The following is a 17,263-nucleotide window of genomic DNA, read 5'->3' as shown; positions in this document are numbered from 1 at the left end:
ACTTATCTCTCAGTGCTTGAGATCGGCATGCACCCACACTGCAACAAGGTTCTGCGAATCGCCTTGTTGGACAGCTTACCCATCGCTGCCTATTCACTGCCCGGACTCGGGTGTGAAAGCGCCTCGCCTTCAGCCTCATGTTCAACTTCCTCGACGGTTGTCGAACTTTCTCTGATTTTCGGTGCTGACGCCTGCCAGGGCTTCAGACGTTGCCCGGCACGTTCGTAAAATTCGGGCACCAATGCCTCGACGTCAGTGATGAAATTCTTCCTTTGACCAAAACGTCTGGCGAGGCCTCGCACGAGGCAAACCTCCAATGTATGCAATTGTGCGTTCAGCCGATCCCGCAGAACTAGATCGGGATTTTCGCGCAATTCCGCCAGCGGGTGCTGAGTAAAACTCCCGGGCCCGGTCCAATGCAGCCGGACAAACATCTCTTCAGCCGAAATGTTATGTAGTTGCCGGAGTAGCCACTTCAATCTAGAGTTGGCTTTTACACGATCCGAAGGCGCGCGCACTTTCATAGAAGAAATAATTGTCTTTGTTTTAACATCAATGCAGCACTCCAATGGACCCGCCGCATCCTTAATATCCCAAGCCGCTTGAATGATATTTTCTTTACTCAGCAACTCAAGATCCGCTTTGAGTCTTGCCTGACTGTCTGTACGATGAGCCCGCGGAAGGCGGGTAGTGACGTGAACGCCGATTTTCCGAGATAATATTAAGGAAAGATCGCGAGCCTCTTGGTGCCACGCCTCGACAACTTCTTTCGCGGATGCGGTTCGGGGTGTAATAGCCACGCCGTTCGCGACAGCCTGTACTAGTTCACTCCATGAGGCGGGCATACTATCAAAGCCCTTGACACCGGCGCTGTCATGACTCAGGAACCGCGAAAGCTCAAGCAAGATAGCCGCCTGATCTCCGTCAACAACTTCATCGTTCTGAAGAAGGAGCGCAGCTTGCGTCAGCACATGCATCCAAGACCAATGATACAATTCGACTTTTGCCGCAGCCCGTCTGGTAACTGAAATCGGGTGCTCGGTCGGAGTCGATGCAAATTGATTTGAAATTGTAATAACTGCGTCGATTTCATTTTGGCGCGCAAGCTCTAAATACCTTTCTACTTGCCCCTGTTCGAGATCATTGTTTCCCACCTTCGCCTCTACAAGCGCCTTCCACTCACGACCACCAATTTTCAGAACGATTAAACCATCCGGTCGATCCCCTTTTGGTTTTTCTCCTTTCTTGAAACAAATTTCTGTATAGCAGGCGACCTGTGCACGCGTACCCACTCGTTGTCCGACGGTCGCCAGCATCGCCCGCCCAAACTCTTGGACGTGCGCCAAACAAGCCAAAACAATGGAAGTTGTACGCCCTTCCTTAGACGTATCCGCAAGCACGGGAAATAACCGCGCCTTTTCACCTCTTTCAAGATAATCAGGCCGATCTGTCATGACCCTCCCTGCCCTTCTCGGTTTCGACACGACCTTTAGATAACTTTATCGTAACGCAGCGTTGCGTCAAAGACAGTTGTTTACTTCAGTGTCCTATTGTGGATTCTGAGCGCTGATAAGCTCCCAAACCTCATCAACTGCCGACCGCCGATTCTTCCGCTCCACGCACTCCGCCTTCCAGTACTTCAGAAGCAGCCGCATCCGGTCGCCTGCTTCCGGTTTGTCCTCCACCCAATCGACAAGCTTTGCCGCCCGCACCATGCACCGCTCAATCCGTTCAAACGGGCACATAACGCAAAGATCAAACTCTATAGCTATTCATTTTCAATAATTTAGCCTCCGGTGTGGCCACCCCATCCGCCATCCTGATTCCCCTTAGTTCTCTTCCATGCAGGGTTTTCCTCGGCGCTCCCGCTTTCGGTCGGTCGAATAGCGTCCAACATTTTATCCAACGACAGGTCCGCCATGAGCGCCGTTCGACTTCGTCGAACTGCATGCCCTTGATCTTGGGCATGTTCACCACAGCGATACGCCGCCGCCGGCAGGCACCGTCGTGAAATGGTCTCAAACGAACGCCTGCCGCAAATGGTGTTCAACCGAACCGTCAGCGGTCCAGCAGGTACGCTTCGGAATATGGAATTATGCTGCAGTCACTGCGGCTTATTGAGTGGACGGCCTCTGGCTCTGTTGCGCCGTGCGCAACCGGTCCGCACCTTCCAGAATAAGGTCGACGCTGAAGGCGAGCTGCTCCGCCTCGCAGCATGGCTCCAGCGGCCCCGGCCCAAGGCGACCGCCGGATCGAGCACCTGGACTAGATCCGGCTGAGCCGGACCCATCTGAACGATAAGACATGGATCCAGGATCCATAACTTGAACGCGACATGCACTAGAATTCGAACCCATCCATGTCCATCAGGAAGGCCTCGAAAAAGTCGGTAAAAGTCGCGACCAGCGGCGGAAGAACTTCATAGGGCGGATAATAGAGCGACAGCCATAGCGCCGGCGTTTTCCAGTCCGGCAGGACTTCTTCCACCTCGCCGCTTTTCAAGCCGTGTGCAACAATGAACTCCGGCAGGACGGCATACCCGGCTCCGGCCTTCACCATCGAATACAGAAAATCGCCGTTGTTGGAGTGAATGCCCGAGCCCGTCTTGATCGACCTCTTCATGCCATCTTTTCGGAAGCGCCATGTCTCGACATCGCCGCCGAAACCGTAGGAAAGGCATAAATCGGGATTCAGGCCTTCGGGGTCGTCCGGACGTCCGTTGCGTTCCAGAAAGCTTCTGTCGGCCACGGCGCAGCGCGGCACTTCGCAGATCTTGCGCCAGATCGTGGACTTCTCGCGCGGCGGTTCCGACAGCCGGATCGCCAGATCGCAGTTCTCGGCGACGATATCCACCAATCTGTCCGTCAGCATGACTGAGAGATCGATGTTCGGATACGCGAGCTTGAAGCTGCCCAGCAGTCTCGGCAAAAGCCTCAGCCCGAACGACATGGGCGCATTGATCGACAGGCGTCCGCGATCGGGCTGCATGGCCCGGTTCAGCTCGTCACTGACCTGGTCGAACGCTTCGACGACCGGCCGATACCGGGCCGCCACGATGGCGCCCGCAGACGTGAGCGAGACCCGCCGCGTCGTCCTTACGAGCAGCTGCTGACCGAGGTCCTCTTCGAGCCGTGCGACGATGCGGGTGACGGAGGCCGGCGTCATGCGAAGAGACTTGGCTGCGGCAGCAAAGCTCTGCTGTGCGGCGACCTCCAGAAACACACGGATCGGCTTGAGCTCCTGCATGGCTGCAGCATTACTCCGATTGCAATAATGAATGAATAATAATGATCATTCAGATCAACATCAAAAGCGCCTATCTCAGACAGCGGGAAGCTTGATCCTTCAAGAGGCCGACATGGATAAGCGCGCGGTTACCGCCTCTCACGATGGCGAACACGAGTTGCGTCCGAACGGAGCCACATCACCGGCGAAGCCTCACCGCGCACCCATAGCGAAGGAGGCGGGATGAACTGGACGCCCTATTTCGTGTCCCTTGCCATCGGGATCGGCGTCGGCGTGATCTATGGGCTTGTCTCCGTACGATCTCCGGCGCCGCCAATCATCGCATTGTTGGGATTGCTGGGCATGCTTGCGGGCGAAGCCACAGTGCAGTGGGTGCGCGGACATGGCGACGTCTTGTCGAATGTTCTGCACATGAAGTCCTTCTCCGTGTCACGAAGCCACGAACCGGACCGGAGCGGCAGGTCTGTCAAATCTGATAGTTGAACCGACTGAGGCGACACATGTCCAAGCTCGACGTTCTCACTCCGCAAAACAGCCAACTGATCTTCATCGATCATCAGCCGCAAATGGCGTTCGGCGTGCAGTCGATCGACCGGCAGATGCTGAAGAACAACACCGTCGCTCTGGCAAAGGCTGCCAGAATATTCGACATCCCGACGGTCATCACGACGGTCGAGACAGCGAGCTTCTCGGGTCATACCTATCCCGAACTGCTCGATGTCCATCCCCAGGCGCCGCTCCTTGAGCGCACGTCGATGAATTCGTGGGACGACCAGAAGGTTCGCGATGCCCTTGCGAAAGGCGCCGGCGAAGGAAGGAAAAAGATCGTCGTTTCCGGACTTTGGACCGAAGTCTGCAACCTGACCTTCGCTCTGAGCTGCATGGCGGATACGGACTACGAGATCTACATGGTCGCCGACGCATCCGGTGGGACCTCCGAGGACGCCCACAAATATGCCATGGACCGCATGGTGCAGGCTGGCGTGGTTCCGGTGACCTGGCAGCAGGTCCTGCTGGAATGGCAGCGCGACTGGGCTCGAAAGGAAACCTATGACGCCGTGATCGCGCTCGTGCAGGAGCATTCCGGCGCTTATGGGATGGGCGTCGATTACGCCTTCACCATGGTTCACAAGGCGCCGGCACGGACGTCACACACCGGGCAGACGCAGGCTCCGGTCGCTGCCGCCTGACGGCATGAGACGCGTGCGCGGGGGCCGGCGCCTCCGCGCATCCCCCGGGGCGCTACGAAAGATCGTGCACGATGGCTGACCTCATCCTCCTGAACGGGCGTCTGACGACGCTCGACCCGGCGACACCCGATGCAACGGCGCTTGCCATCAAGGGCGGCAGGTTCGTGGCGGTGGGAAGCGACAAGGCGGTCATGGCGAAGAAGACCGACGCCACCGAGGTTATCGACCTCAAGGGGCACCGTGTCATTCCCGGCCTGAACGACAGCCACACGCACCTTATCCGAGGCGGCCTCAGCTACAATATGGAGCTGCGCTGGGAGAATTTGCCGTCTGTCGCGGACGCACTCGCCATGCTGCGCAAGCAGGCCGAAAATACGCCCGCGCCGCAATGGGTTCGCGTGGTCGGCGGATGGTCGGAGTTCCAGTTCGCAGAGCGACGCATGCCCACGCTCGACGAAATCAACGCCGCAGCGCCCGATACGCCCGTCTTCGTCCTACACCTTTATGCCCGAGCGCTCCTGAACCGCGCCGCCCTTGCGGCACTGGGGATCACAAAAGACACGCCAGACCCGCCTGGTGGTCAAATCGAGCGCGACAGACACGGAAACCCGACGGGCATGCTGATCGCGCGGCCGTCTGCGCTGATACTCTATTCGACGCTGGCACAGGGTCCGAAGCTGCCGCTGGAGGACCAGATCAATTCCACGCGGCACTTCATGCGCGAATTGAACAGGCTCGGTGTGACCTCGGTGATCGATGCGGGCGGCGGCGGGCAGAATTATCCTGAAGACTACGACGTGGTGCGGCGGCTCCACGCCGAAGGCCAGCTGACACTGCGCATTGCTTATAACCTTTTTGCCCAGAAGCCTGGGCAGGAACTCAGCGATTACGAGCACTGGGTCGGCATGACCGAGCCCGGCGCAGGTGACGACTGGATCCGCATGAACGGTGCGGGCGAGAATCTCGCCTGGTCGGCCGCCGACTTCGAGAACTTCCTCGAGCCGCGCCCGGATCCCGCCCCGGTGATGGAGGCCGAACTCGAGAAGATTGTGGAACTTCTCGCCACGAACGAATGGCCCTTCCGCATCCACGCGACCTACGACGAGACCATCGACCGTTTTCTGACCGTGTTCGAGCGGGTGAACCAGCGCCAGCCCTTCCGGACGCGGTTCATCATCGATCATGCCGAAACGATCAGTCCCCGCAATATCGAGCGGATCAAGGCGTTGGGCGGCGGAATCGCGACGCAGCACCGTATGGCCTTTCAGGGGGAGTACTTCGTGGACCGCTACGGCGCGGAGGCCGCCCAGGCCACCCCGCCCATGCGGGAGATGCTGAAGACCGGTTTGCCCGTGGGCGGCGGGACGGATGCGACCCGCGTGGCAAGCTACGATCCGTGGGTCGCCCTGCATTGGCTGACAACCGGCAGGACGGTCGGTGGACTGGCGCTCTATGATGACAGCAACCTCCTGACCCGCGAGGAGGCATTGGCGATCTGGACGACCGGCTCGGCCTGGTTCTCGGGAGAACAGGACGTCAAGGGCAAGCTCGCCCACGGCATGTATGCCGATCTGGCGGTGCTGTCTGACGACCTGATGTCTGTTCCCGACGATCGCATACGATCCATCACATCCGTGATGACCGTGGTCGGCGGACGGATCGTTTTCGCGGGGGATCACTTTGCCTCGTACAATCCGCCCCTGCCGCCGGCATCGCCCGATTGGTCCGCGAATGCCCTGTTTGCCAGCCCTGGCGAGCGCCTTGCCGCCCAAGCGCCCGCTGCAACGCATATGCGCGCCTGCCATGAGGGCTGCACCACGCGTTGCGGAGTGCACGGTCACAGCCACTCCATCGCCTGGACCGCGCCGATCCCGGTTCGGAACCGACCTGCGTTCTGGGGAGCGCTCGGCTGCTCCTGCTTTGCGGTTTGATCCGGGACCAAGGAGGGCAACACATGGCTGACATCGATATCACCCGCGAAGAGACCGACACCAAGGGGCGCTATCTCGCGACGGTCGCGGGCGTCGACGGGAGCGGCGAGATGACGTTTTCCAAGGCTTCGCCGACCATGATCATCGTCGACCACACCGCCGTGCCCGACAGCATGCGCGGTATGGGCGTGGCCGGTGCGCTGGCCCGACGGGTGATTGCCGATGCCCGCAAGGCTGGACAGAAGATCGTGCCGCTTTGCCCGTTTCTGCGCAGCTACATGGATCGGCACCGCGAGGAAAGCGCAGATGTCATCGGCTGAGACGCCGGGGGCCTTTGCTCCCTTCCGGCATCATGCCTTCGCGTTGTTGTGGACGGCGACCCTCATCTCGAACATCGGCACATGGATGCACGACGTGGGCGCAGGCTGGTTGATGACCACCCTGAATCCCAGCCCCGCAGTGGTCACGCTGGTGCAGGCGGCCACAACACTGCCGGTGTTCCTCTTCGCCTTGTTCGCGGGGGCCCTGGCGGATCGTCTCGACAAGAGGCGCATGCTGATCGTCATCAATATCGCGCTCTTTCTCATCGTCTGCACCCTGACGGTGCTCGTTTGGCTGGACCGGATTACGCCGGTTGTGCTGATCCTGTTCACGCTGGCGATCGGAACCGGCGCGGCGTTCATGGCGCCGGCCTGGCAAGCGGTCGTGCCGCACCTCGTTCCGCGGGAGACGCTCAAGCCCGCGATCGCGCTCAACTCGATGGGGATAAACATCAGCCGTGCGATCGGTCCCGCCCTCGCCGGCGTCCTGATTGCCGGTGTCGGACTTGCCGCACCGTTTGCCCTGAACGCCGCCAGCTATCTTGTGATCATCGGCGCACTGTTTCTCTGGAGCCCGGACATGCGGCCTTCGCGGGCCTATCACGCCTCCATAGCCTCCGAAATGACGACGGGTTTGCGCCATGTACGCCACAACGGTCCGATGCGGGCAACGCTGGTGCGCGCTCTGGCCTTCTTCCTTTTCGCATCGGCCTATTGGTCGCTCCTGCCCCTGATCGCGCGGGACGCTGAAAGCGGGGGATCTGAACTCTACGGCACGCTCATGGCCCTGGTCGGGGCGGGAGCGGTGGCGGGTGCGCTGGTGTTGCCCCGACTGCAGAACCGGCTGTCGTCGGACATGACCGTCCAGGCCGGGACGGTCGGGACCGCGCTCGCGCTGGTCGTTCTGGCGCTCGTCGGGACGGCCCCGGGGTTGATGGCGGGCGCGTTTCTCGGCGGATTCAGCTGGATCGCCGTACTGACCTCATTCAACGTATCGGCCCAGATGGCGCTGCCCGATTGGGTGCGCGCTCGCGGGCTTGCCGTGTTCCTGATGACCTTCTTCGGCGCGATGGCGCTCGGCTCGGTTTCTTGGGGCCAGCTGGCGGCAGCGACCTCTGTCCGGACTGCGCTGCTTGCTGCGGCTGGCGGACTGGTTGCCGGGCTATTGGCGACCCGTCGGTTCACTGTCGGTCAGGGTGAAGCGCTGGATCTCGCTGCGGCCTCGATGTGGCCGCAGGCACCGGCCCTTCATCCGGACGTTTCGGCGGATCAGCCTGCGCTTGTCACGGTGGAATACCGTGTGGCCGAAGCCGATCGCGATGCGTTCAAGCGCACGATCCGCGCGTTTTCCGGCGAACGCCTGCGCGATGGCGCGACACGGTGGGACCTGCATCAGAGCGTCGAAGATCCCGAGATCTGGATCGAGAGCTTTCACCTGCCCAGTTGGAACGAGCACCTCGAACAGCATGCGCGGGTCACCAGGCACGATGCAGACCTGCAAGACCGGGTACGCGCCTTCGACCGGCGCAGCTCTGGCCCGGTAGTCCGCCACTTTGTCGCACCGGTTTAGTTGCCCGAAATCATACCGAACAGTCGGTCATCCCGTCGAAGGATGGGAGCTGGATCGACTATGTCGCCGGTCAGGCCGGATACCGCGTCCCGACCACGACCGGAGTGCACAAGTGCCTGATCCGATGAGCTTCGGCCACCCGGAACGGCGCCGTCGGGTCACGCCACTTTCGAAACATGGTTCGGGATTGCGCGTCCCGGGGTGAGACCGCTGACCTTCTCCACGATCGAACCGGCATCGATGCCGCTGAGCCGGTAGAGATCGCCGATGGTGCCGGTTTGGCCGAAATGCTCCACGCCGAGCGGCAACGTGACGTGGCCGGCAACGGAGCCGAGCCAGGCGAGCGTCGCCGGGTGCCCGTCGATGACGGTGACCAGCGTGCAGCTCCGCGGCAGCGGCTGCAGCAGCCGTTCCACCAGGGAGCGCGCCGATTGTCCCCGCGCCCGGGCACGCTGCGCGGCGGTCCAGCCTGCGTTCAGCCGGTCGGCGGAGGTGACGGCCAGCACGCCGATGTCCCGGCGGAACTCGCCGAGCGCCCCGGCGGCCTGGATCGCCTCCGGAGCCACCACGCCCTGATAGGCGATCACGAGATCGCAGTTCGGGCCCGGCGGACGCAGCCAGTAGGCGCCATCGACGGCGCCCTGGCGCCAGTCATCGCTGGGCCGGACGCCGGGCTGCTCGATCGGATTGGTGGACAGCCGCAGATAGACCGAGCCACCGGTCTCGTCGCGCAGCCAGGTCCGCTCGTCCGGATCGCCCCCGCCGTCGCGCTGCAGATAGTCGAAGGCCCACTCCAGGATGACGGCCAGTTCGTCGGCGAACGCCGGCTCGAACGCTGCCAGACCGTCCTGGGCCAGCCCGATCAGCGGCGTACCGATTGACTGATGCGCTCCGCCTTCGGGTGCCAGCGTCACGCCGGAGGGCGTGCCCACCAGAATGAAGCGCGCGTCCTGGTAGCAGGCGTAGTTCAGCGCATCGAGCCCGCGTGCCACGAACGGATCATAGACCGTCCCGATCGGGATCAGCCGCTTGCCGAACAGCGAATGGGAGAGTCCGGCCGCGGCCAGGAGCAGCATCAGATTCATCTCGGCGATGCCGAGTTCCAGATGCTGGCCCTCGGGCGCAAAATCCCAGCGCGCGGTCGACGGGATCTTCTGCTCGCGGAACAGGTCCACCTCCGCCTTGCGGGCGAACAGCTTGCGGCGATTGACCCAGGGGCCGAGAGAGGTGGTGCCCGTCACGTCCGGCGAGGTCGACAGGATCCGGTCGGCAAGCGGGCTGTCGCCCTTTGCGAGATCGTCGAGGAGCTTGCCGAAGGCCGCCTGGGTGGAGATCTCGCCCTTCGCGGCGGCGCTGAGTTCAGGAACCGTCAGACGCGCGTCTTGATGGCGACGGCGTCCTTTCGCGAAGAACGGGATCTTCTTGAGCCATTTCCGGAATGCCGCGACATCGTCGATGGTCGCGAACGGCTCCCACTCCTCGCCTTCCGGCACGCCCATTCGCGTCTGCCAGTCGGCCATCTGAGCGGTCGTCATGAGACCGCCGTGATTGTCCTTGTGACCGGCGATCGGCGTGCCCCAGCCCTTGATGGTGTAGGCGAGAAAGCAGGTCGGCCGGTCGTGATCGACCGCACCGAAGACCTCGGCCATGGTGTCCACGCAGTTGCCGCCGAGATTCTCCATCAGCGCAGCCAACTCGTCGTCGGAACGCCGCTCGATCAGCGCCGATACGGCCCCCTGATCGCCAAGGTCGTCCATCAGCCGCCTGCGCCAGACCGCACCGCCTTGAAAGGTCAGCGCGGAATAGAGCTGATTGGGACAGGCGTCGATCCAGTCGCGAAGCGCCGCCCCGCCTTCCTCCTCGAACGCGGCGCGCTGCAGCGCGCCGTACTTCACGCGCACCACGTCCCAGCCGAACGCCTCGAAGATCCTCTCCACCCGCTGCCACAAGCCGTCACGCACGACGCCGTCGAGGGACTGACGGTTGTAGTCGATCACCCACCAGGTGTTGCGCAGCCCGTTCTTCCACCCCTCCTGAAGGCATTCGTAGATGTTGCCTTCGTCGAGCTCCGCATCGCCGAGAAGCGCAACCATCCGGCCTCGGCGCAGATCCCGACCCCAGTCCTTCTCGCCGATGAAGTCCTGCACCAGCGAGGCGAACGAGGTGATCGCGACCCCGAGCCCGACCGATCCGGTGGAGAAGTCCACATCGTCGGCGTCCTTGGTCCGGCTCGGATAGCTCTGGACGCCACCGAGACCGCGAAAAGCCTCCATCCGCTCACGGGTCGTGTTGCCCATGACGTACTGGAGCGCGTGGAACAGCGGCGAAGCGTGCGGTTTGACCGCCACCCGATCCTCCGGCCGCAGCGCCGAGCAGTAAAGCGCCGTCAGGATCGAGACCATCGAGGCCGACGAGGCCTGGTGACCGCCGACCTTGATGCCGTCCACCTTGGGCCGGATGTGGTTGGCGTGATGGATCATCCAATGGGACAACCAGAGGATCCGGCGCTCCATCGTCTTCAGATGCGGGTCCATGGGTCTCTCGCGGCTAAACCTCCTCCAACGATGCCACATCCCGGGGCAGAGAGTCCTTGCCATTCCCGCCGCATCGGCTCAGAACTCTGGGCATAAGCGCCAGATATCTGCGCCCTCTTCTACGTGCTCTTCTGGCCCATTGATCGCGCCAAACTCTACGTTGAGGCGAACATCGCCGCCTCTTATGTAAGACTACGCGATCGACCGTCGGCAAAGACAGTATTTGAAAAGGAAGAGATCGTCATTGCTTGACGTCACTTCACTCGGGCAACGCCGCCCGAACCAGGATTCACGCCATGATCAATTAACGCGGCAGGCCGGTCAGCTTCCCCCTGACCGACGGGCAAACCGCAGCTTGCCCAGCCGGCGATGCCTGCAGGTAGAGGCAATTCCCCGCGGCATATCTGCCTGGCGGCGCTGTATGCCGCACCGAAAGCCCGTGAATTTACGCACAGGATAAACCACTGGAAACGAAGGAAATTATGAGCATCCGGGGGATCAGGCTGGACCGTGCATTGGCGCCCCCTCCGCCAGTTATCCGGCTTGTGCCTTTGTCACTTTGAGAATTCTGACTACCTGACACGGCGTCAAGCGGGATGGGGTCCGCAGCAGGTGTCTCATCCGCTCAAGGGTGCCCCGTCAGGGCGTCCCGGTCGCATTCCAAGCGATTTTTAGGGCGATCGCACGGCGGGCGATCTCGTCGATCCACAGACCGGGTTTGAACAGGGCCGATCCAATCCCGAAACCGTCTGCGCCGGCGGCAATGTAGTCGCCCATGGCGTCCGTCGAGACGCCGCCGACCACCAGCACGCGGGTCTCGGGCGGTAACACCGCGCGCAAAGCCTTTACGCCGGACGGCGGGATCAATTCACCCGGAAACAGCTTCAGGCCATGAGCGCCCGCTTTGAGGGCCGCAAACGCCTCTGTCGGGCTGAAAACGCCCGGGCACCAGATGCACGCGTCCGCCAAGGCCGCGCGACCGACCGCAGCATCGAAATTCGGGGCGACGATCAGACGCCCGCCGGCTTGCGCGACCCGGCTGACATCGGTCGGGTCGAGAACCGTCCCAGCTCCGATCACCGCCTCTCCGCCAAACCGCCTGGCCGCGATCTCGATCGAGCGGAACGGCGTCGGCGAATTGAGCGGCACTTCGATGATCCGGAAACCGGCATCGACCAGGGCTCCGACCGTCGCTTCCGCCGCATCGGGCTCCAGACCACGGAGGATGGCGACAAGCGGCAGTTCGGCAAAGGCGGCGTCCCAGTCGATCATGTGAGAATCCCTGCTGCCCTGGCGATACGCCAAAGCCCTGTCGCGGCGGTGTCGTCGGCAGCGGTCCGGGTCGGCCTGCCGAACGAAGCCGCGGTGCGGAGGTACCGCTCAGCCAGATCGCTCCGGCTGGCAATGACGATCGGCGCTTTTTCCGGCACGCCGCCGAGCGCCTCCACGAACTCCGCCCCGATGACGAGGCCGGAGAGATAATCGGCGGTTTCCGTTTCCGCGATCTCGCCGAAGAGGGGCAGCGTTCGTGCGCTGAACAGCGCGTTGAGGATACGCCCGTCCCGCGAGCGCGCCTTGTCGCACCCTTTCAGGAAAGCAGCCTCCGAACCCGGCCCAGGCTGCATGAGCCGCCCAAGGATCGTGTGATCCCTGAGCGCGGCATAGACCTCGCCGGACATGAAGGTGCGAAATCCCGTGATGCGACCGTCCGAGACGACCGCCCACTTGCTGTGGGTCCCTGGGAGAACGAACACGATGGTCCCGTCAGCCTCGCCCGCCGCGCCGACAATCTGCGTTTCCTCGCCGCGCATCACATCGGGGCTTCCGTCCGCTCCCCGCGTCATGACGCCGGGCACGAAGCGGATCTCCTGTCCGCCGTGCGTGCGATAGCGGACCAGGCCGCCGGCGATGTCGGCAGGGCCGGCAGGAGCGGTCAGGTACGGCGTCTCGTGCCACCCGTTCCGGCTGGTGATCATGCCGGATGCGACAATCGGCAGACCGCCCTCCGCCCAGGCTCCGACGACGGCGCGGAACACGTCCTCGAAGCCACCGGTCGGAACGGAAAGGATACCGTCCCCGGTCTCCCGGCGCTCGACTACGGCGCCATCGGCCGCGATCCGGTAGGCCCGCAGCGAAGTGGTGCCCCAATCGAGGCCGATGAGTGCAGTGTCGTGTGAATGCATGTCCGGCTTGCTCGGATCAGATTCGGCCGAACTCGGCGAGCAGATCCTCAATAGTCTTGCCCTTGGCGACCCATTTGCGGGTCCTCTCCTCGCGCTCGGCCTGTTCGCCCGCCTGGGCCACGATCTCCTCGGCGCGCGCCAGCGGAACGTCGGTAACGCCCATCAGGTCCGCAACGATGAAGTCGCCCGGGTTCACGGGAACGCCGCCGCACTGGATCGGCACATTGATCGACAGCTCCTCCTTACGACCGGAGAACATGGTGTGGGTCCTGTGCGGCGTGAACGCACGTGTCCAGATCGGCCAGCCGATGTCTTCCAGTTCGTCGGTGTCACGGCCCGCGCCGTCCACGATCATGGCACGGATGCCGCGGTTCTTGGCAAGCCCCCATCAATCCCCCACAGACCGAGGTGTTGGGATCGCCGCCCGCCTCGACGACGATCACATCCCCCGGTTGCCCCGTTTCCAGCGCCTTGAGCGGATCGACGAGATCGCCCTTGGATCGCCCCCGCCCCGATGCGCGCATATTGCTTCATCGTTCCGGCACAGTCAGCGGCCACGGAAAACAGGCCGCTCGCGCTCTTTGCCAGAAGCGCGAGATGGCCGTCTCCACGCCGGAAACCGCGTTCGACTGGAGGCGTTCCTGCGCACCAAGTTCGTCACGGAATTCGCCCTGTCCTGACGCCCAAAGACGACCTGGCCGCCGGGCGCACCATTCCATCGGCAGCTGCAGACAGGCGTCATACGATATCATGGGCCGGTCGAAGGACGTCCTTGTAACGCTCAGGGGTCGAGCGCAAAGACGGCGATCCACTCGGCGTGGAGCACGGTCCCGGACGCGCGGCTGTCCTCCACGCCCATCGTGCTTGCCACCTTAATGCCGAGCGGATGCGGATCGACTTGCGAGATCCGCGCCCGGCACCGCAGCCGCGCCTCGACAGGCACGGCTTTCAGCACCCGCACCCTATCGAAGCCATAGAACAGCGGGTATCGCGCCTCGTCGACCCAGACGCCGAGTTCCTGGGCCCAGCGACCCAGGCGCGCGAGCATCAGCGAGGCCTGGACCATGGTCTGTTCCCAGCCATTGGCCCGCGCCCGTTCCGGGTCGACATGGATCCAGTGGTCCTCGCCCGTCAGCTCGCCGAAGCGGACGACATCTGCCTGTGTGACGACCACCCATCCGCTGGGACCGAGGTCCTCGCCGATCCGCGCCTTCAGCCGGCTCAGCGCATCAATAGAGCCTGCGCCGTCCATCACAGATCGAACATCACGTGGGCCGGCCCCGGAGCGGAATAGAGAGCCTCGACCGAAGCGGAGCGGGTATCCAGGTACTTGCTCCTGTTGATATGTCCCTTGTCGGTCATCTCCCCGCTTTCGATCGACGGAAGATCGGCGGTGCACGCAACCGTGGCGACCTTTCGGCTGCTGGCCGGGTTGGCGGCGTTGTAGGCGTTTATCTTCTGCGCCAGTTCGGTGTGGAGGGCTTCGAGGTGCATGAGCTCACTGAGTTCCGCCTCGGGCATGGCGAAGCGCTCGCGCACGGCGCCCACGTTCAGGATCAGGAACGCCCCCACCGCGGCCCGCTTTTCGCCCACCACGACCGCGTCCTCAACGAACGGCGCGCACGCCGCGATGAGTGCGGTGCGGATCGATCCGGCGGGAACCCATGTGCCTGACGTGAGCTTGAACTGCTCCGCGGAGCGGCCTTTCAGGATCAGGCCGGCCGCAGCATCGTCGCCATCGATCAGATCGACGAGGTCGCCGGTCCTGAAGAAACCCTCCTGGTCGAGCGCCTCACCGGTTCTCTCCGGATCGGCCAGGTATCCCGGCGTCAGGTTCGCTCCGCGGCCGCGAAGCTCGAAGCCCCCGTCAATGCGGGCGAGACGCACCTCGGCGCCGGGAACGGGAACGCCGATCATGTCGGGACCGGTGTTCGGCCAGTGCGAGAGCGTCTGCAGGGGCGAGAACTCCGTCATGCCGTAGCCCGTGACGATCGGTATCGCCTCGCCGCGCTCGCTTCGGCTCATATCGTTCATCGCATCCCACAAGCTCGTGGGCAGGGCCGCACCGGAATAGTAAATGCACTGGAGATCCCGGAAGAAGGTCCGCCGAAGGTCGTCATCCCTTTGCATCTGGCCGATCAGCCGGTCGTAGCTGAGCGGCGTCCCGAAATGGATGGTCGGCGAAATGTCCCGCAAGTTCTCAACCGTCCGACCGAAGCTGCCGTCTGTCGGCTTTCCGGCGTCGATATAATAGGACCCGCCGGTCCCCAGGACGGCGTGCAGATTGTGATTGCCGCCACCGCAGTGATGCCATGGCTGCCAGTCCACCACCGTCGGAGGGGTGGCAGCGAGAAAGGGCAGCAGCGTCACCATCGCCGTCATGTTGGAGCAGAGGTTGCCGTGGGTGTTCACCACGGCCTTTGGAAGGCCGGTAGACCCTGACGTGAACAGGATCTTTGCCGGAGTTTCCGGACCAACCGCATGGAAGGCGGCATCCACCGCCGAACGATCGAGCCTCTGCAGAAGCGCTGCGATCGGCGTCGCATCCGAACCCGGCTCCGGATCGGCGACGACGACCTCCGTGTCGGGCGCAAGGGCGCCGAGCGCCTGCGCGAACGGAGCCTCCGTTTCCACGAATACCAGACCGGGCCGGACGATCGACAGGCAATCCCTGAGCCGCGGGAAAGCTTCGGGGCGGAGCGAATAGGCGGGCGAGACGGGCACGACCGGCACGCCGATCTGCAGGGCCGCCAGCGTGATCAGCAGATGGGCGACCGATTTTTCCGAGAGAATCGCGAGAGGACGATCGACACCCAGGTCGCGGTCTAGGAGCGCCGTGGAAAGCCGGTCCACCTGCGCCGCCGCCTCCTCGTAGGAGACGCGCCGCCATGCACCATCCCGCCGGCGTTCGGCAATGAACGTTCGGCGCGGGCACGTCTCGGCGAGACGCCGCAGCCAGGCCCCGACCTGCCGGTCAACGTTCGCCAGTGTGTATCCCGATCCCAGGACGATGTCGCCGCCGGGCAGACGCCGGGAGGTGACGCGAACGGGGGCGAAGCGATTGTCCCGGGCAGCGGCCATCGGGCCTCCAGTCATCGAAGCTCAGTCACCTGGGGATCCTCCCGCAGAGCTGCGGGAGGAGGCCAGCAGACCGTTTTCGCGGAAATTCAGTCGGCCCGGAAACCGAGCGGCTTCACGGCAGCGGCGAAGTCCGGGGTCCGCTCCTCGATCACCGTCCAGGCCGCGTCGTTGGCGGTCTTGCGGAAGGCGCGCCCCTCCTCCTCGGAGAAGGTGATCGTCTCGATCCCGGCGTCCGCCTGGACAGAGCGCTGCTGGGCGTCGACCCTGTTGCGATAGTCGATGAACCACTGCTCGGTCTCGATCATTGCCTGCGTGACCACGCTGCGCTGGGCGTCGTCGAGGCCGCTCCAGGCGTCCTCGTTGACCAGAACCGCGATCTCGGAATTGTAGAAGCCCGGCTCAATCCGGAACTTGGTCACCTCCAGAAGGCCCAGATCCTGAATTCCCCACAGAGGCCAAGCGTAGCCGTCGACGACGCCACTCTCCATCGCCGAATAGATTTCGGATCCAGGCATCTGCACCACGTTGGCGCCCAAGGCCTCGAGGAAGGGCCGGTAGGCTGGTTGGCCGCGGACGTCGAGACCGCTGAAATCGGGTTCGTCGATCTTCACGCCCGTGTAGATGTAGTAGTCGATCTCGTCCCCGAGCTTTCCGAGGAAGTGCGTCCCCATCTTCTGCCGGTGAACCTCGTCGATCAGATCCATGGCCCCGTTCTCGCGAAGCTCCGCAACCGGAACGTTGAGCAGCTTCAGCGCGTCGGCTTCCGGAACGAGCGTGGTGTAGAAAGCGCCGGACATGTAGGCGACGTCGATCACCCCGCTGGACACAGCCTCGCCGAGTTGAAACGGGCTGACGGCCGACGGGTCGGCGACGATCTCGAGGGTTACGCCGACATCGTTGTCGTTGGCCGTTTCGATGAAGTGCGCCAGCGGCTCATGCCAGACGCCCTGGGTGGGCAGGAACGTGCCGACCCGAAGAGTGACGTCGGCCGCTTGCGCCGCACCTCCGCCCGCAGTGGCACCGAGAGCCAGCGCGAGGCCAGCCAGCAATTTTCCGAACTTCATTCCGAGATCCCCTTGAGCCTGGAAATTTACATGCTGTTGAAATTCTTACTGGCATTTTTCCCACAGCATGCGTGTAACAGAGCCGACACCGCCAAGTCGGACGACAATCTGCTTACACTACCGTAAATCATGAAATCGCGATTT

At 63.0% G+C, this 17,263-nt stretch carries 14 protein-coding genes; 5 read left to right on the top strand and 9 right to left on the bottom strand.

All coding sequences use genetic code 11. From position 1 onward, the window contains the following. Positions 1–89: 89 nt before the first annotated feature. A complete protein-coding gene (locus J2S73_RS04750) occupies positions 90–1,454 on the bottom strand; it encodes a hypothetical protein (RefSeq protein ID WP_306884281.1) in 1,365 nt (454 codons plus the stop codon). An 886-nt stretch (positions 1,455–2,340) separates the two neighbouring features. After that, on the bottom strand, positions 2,341–3,246 hold the full coding sequence (locus J2S73_RS04745; RefSeq protein WP_306884280.1) for a LysR family transcriptional regulator: 906 nt from the start codon (positions 3,244–3,246) through the stop codon (positions 2,341–2,343). A gap of 222 nt (positions 3,247–3,468) precedes the next feature. Between J2S73_RS04745 and J2S73_RS04740 the strand changes: the two genes are divergently transcribed. The 5 genes from J2S73_RS04740 (at position 3,469) to J2S73_RS04720 (ending at position 8,257) form a co-directional block, all read left to right on the top strand. Beyond that, a complete protein-coding gene (locus J2S73_RS04740) occupies positions 3,469–3,729 on the top strand; it encodes a DUF1427 family protein (protein ID WP_306884279.1) in 261 nt (86 codons plus the stop codon). 17 nt (positions 3,730–3,746) lie between these two features. Beyond that, positions 3,747–4,436 carry a hydrolase gene (locus J2S73_RS04735; RefSeq protein WP_306884278.1) on the top strand — a complete coding sequence of 230 codons (690 nt, stop codon included), beginning with the start codon at positions 3,747–3,749 and terminating at the stop codon, positions 4,434–4,436. 71 nt (positions 4,437–4,507) lie between these two features. Beyond that, positions 4,508–6,367, top strand: coding sequence for an amidohydrolase (locus J2S73_RS04730; protein WP_306884277.1), 1,860 nt, complete (start codon positions 4,508–4,510; stop codon positions 6,365–6,367). Positions 6,368–6,399: 32 nt separating this feature from the next. Beyond that, positions 6,400–6,687, top strand: coding sequence for a GNAT family N-acetyltransferase (locus J2S73_RS04725; RefSeq protein ID WP_306884944.1), 288 nt, complete (start codon positions 6,400–6,402; stop codon positions 6,685–6,687). Further along, on the top strand, positions 6,674–8,257 hold the full coding sequence (locus J2S73_RS04720) for an MFS transporter (RefSeq protein WP_306884276.1): 1,584 nt from the start codon (positions 6,674–6,676) through the stop codon (positions 8,255–8,257). Before J2S73_RS04725 ends, J2S73_RS04720 begins: the two co-directional genes overlap by 14 nt. 158 nt (positions 8,258–8,415) lie before the next feature. Here the strand turns inward: J2S73_RS04720 and J2S73_RS04715 are convergent, their stop codons facing one another. The 7 genes from J2S73_RS04715 to dctP all read right to left on the bottom strand — a co-directional run bounded on the left by J2S73_RS04715 (position 8,416) and on the right by dctP (position 17,119). After that, positions 8,416–10,791 (bottom strand): thiamine pyrophosphate-binding protein, encoded by a 2,376-nt coding sequence (locus J2S73_RS04715; RefSeq protein ID WP_306884275.1) that lies wholly within the window; start codon positions 10,789–10,791, stop codon positions 8,416–8,418. Between the two features lie 639 nt (positions 10,792–11,430). Further along, positions 11,431–12,063, bottom strand: coding sequence for a 2-dehydro-3-deoxy-6-phosphogalactonate aldolase (locus J2S73_RS04710; protein WP_306884274.1), 633 nt, complete (start codon positions 12,061–12,063; stop codon positions 11,431–11,433). After that, a complete protein-coding gene (locus J2S73_RS04705) occupies positions 12,060–12,974 on the bottom strand; it encodes a 2-dehydro-3-deoxygalactonokinase (RefSeq protein WP_306884273.1) in 915 nt (304 codons plus the stop codon). Before J2S73_RS04705 ends, J2S73_RS04710 begins: the two co-directional genes overlap by 4 nt. A gap of 16 nt (positions 12,975–12,990) precedes the next feature. Continuing rightward, positions 12,991–13,329 carry an RraA family protein gene (locus tag J2S73_RS04700; RefSeq protein ID WP_306884272.1) on the bottom strand — a complete coding sequence of 113 codons (339 nt, stop codon included), beginning with the start codon at positions 13,327–13,329 and terminating at the stop codon, positions 12,991–12,993. Between the two features lie 426 nt (positions 13,330–13,755). Further along, positions 13,756–14,226: a MaoC/PaaZ C-terminal domain-containing protein gene (locus J2S73_RS04695; protein ID WP_306884271.1), complete on the bottom strand. Its 471-nt coding sequence runs from the start codon at positions 14,224–14,226 to the stop codon at positions 13,756–13,758. Continuing rightward, a complete protein-coding gene (locus J2S73_RS04690) occupies positions 14,226–16,055 on the bottom strand; it encodes an AMP-binding protein (RefSeq protein ID WP_306884270.1) in 1,830 nt (609 codons plus the stop codon). The genes J2S73_RS04695 and J2S73_RS04690 overlap by 1 nt, the downstream gene beginning before the upstream one ends. A gap of 86 nt (positions 16,056–16,141) precedes the next feature. After that, the gene (gene dctP / locus J2S73_RS04685) at positions 16,142–17,119 is read right to left on the bottom strand and encodes a TRAP transporter substrate-binding protein DctP (RefSeq protein ID WP_306884269.1); all 978 of its coding nucleotides are present in this window, start codon (positions 17,117–17,119) and stop codon (positions 16,142–16,144) included. Positions 17,120–17,263 lie beyond the last annotated feature (144 nt).

This window comes from Amorphus orientalis (genome assembly GCF_030814015.1).
Classification (GTDB): domain Bacteria; phylum Pseudomonadota; class Alphaproteobacteria; order Rhizobiales; family Amorphaceae; genus Amorphus; species Amorphus orientalis.
This window is presented reverse-complemented; position numbering and strand designations above follow the sequence as displayed.

Bases quoted from the DNA above. Each gene is read 5' to 3' on its own strand.
- J2S73_RS04690 (WP_306884270.1), bottom strand. From the start codon at position 16,055: ATGGCCGCTGCCCGGGACAATCGCTTCGCCCCCGTTCGCGTCACCTCC.
- J2S73_RS04705 (WP_306884273.1), bottom strand. From the start codon at position 12,974: ATGCATTCACACGACACTGCACTCATCGGCCTCGATTGGGGCACCACT.
- J2S73_RS04745 (WP_306884280.1), bottom strand. From the start codon at position 3,246: ATGCAGGAGCTCAAGCCGATCCGTGTGTTTCTGGAGGTCGCCGCACAG.
- J2S73_RS04740 (WP_306884279.1), top strand. From the start codon at position 3,469: ATGAACTGGACGCCCTATTTCGTGTCCCTTGCCATCGGGATCGGCGTC.
- J2S73_RS04730 (WP_306884277.1), top strand. From the start codon at position 4,508: ATGGCTGACCTCATCCTCCTGAACGGGCGTCTGACGACGCTCGACCCG.
- J2S73_RS04750 (WP_306884281.1), bottom strand. From the start codon at position 1,454: ATGACAGATCGGCCTGATTATCTTGAAAGAGGTGAAAAGGCGCGGTTA.
- J2S73_RS04700 (WP_306884272.1), bottom strand. From the start codon at position 13,329: ATGATCGTGGACGGCGCGGGCCGTGACACCGACGAACTGGAAGACATC.
- J2S73_RS04715 (WP_306884275.1), bottom strand. From the start codon at position 10,791: ATGGACCCGCATCTGAAGACGATGGAGCGCCGGATCCTCTGGTTGTCC.
- J2S73_RS04695 (WP_306884271.1), bottom strand. From the start codon at position 14,226: ATGGACGGCGCAGGCTCTATTGATGCGCTGAGCCGGCTGAAGGCGCGG.
- dctP (WP_306884269.1), bottom strand. From the start codon at position 17,119: ATGAAGTTCGGAAAATTGCTGGCTGGCCTCGCGCTGGCTCTCGGTGCC.
- J2S73_RS04720 (WP_306884276.1), top strand. From the start codon at position 6,674: ATGTCATCGGCTGAGACGCCGGGGGCCTTTGCTCCCTTCCGGCATCAT.
- J2S73_RS04710 (WP_306884274.1), bottom strand. From the start codon at position 12,063: ATGATCGACTGGGACGCCGCCTTTGCCGAACTGCCGCTTGTCGCCATC.
- J2S73_RS04735 (WP_306884278.1), top strand. From the start codon at position 3,747: ATGTCCAAGCTCGACGTTCTCACTCCGCAAAACAGCCAACTGATCTTC.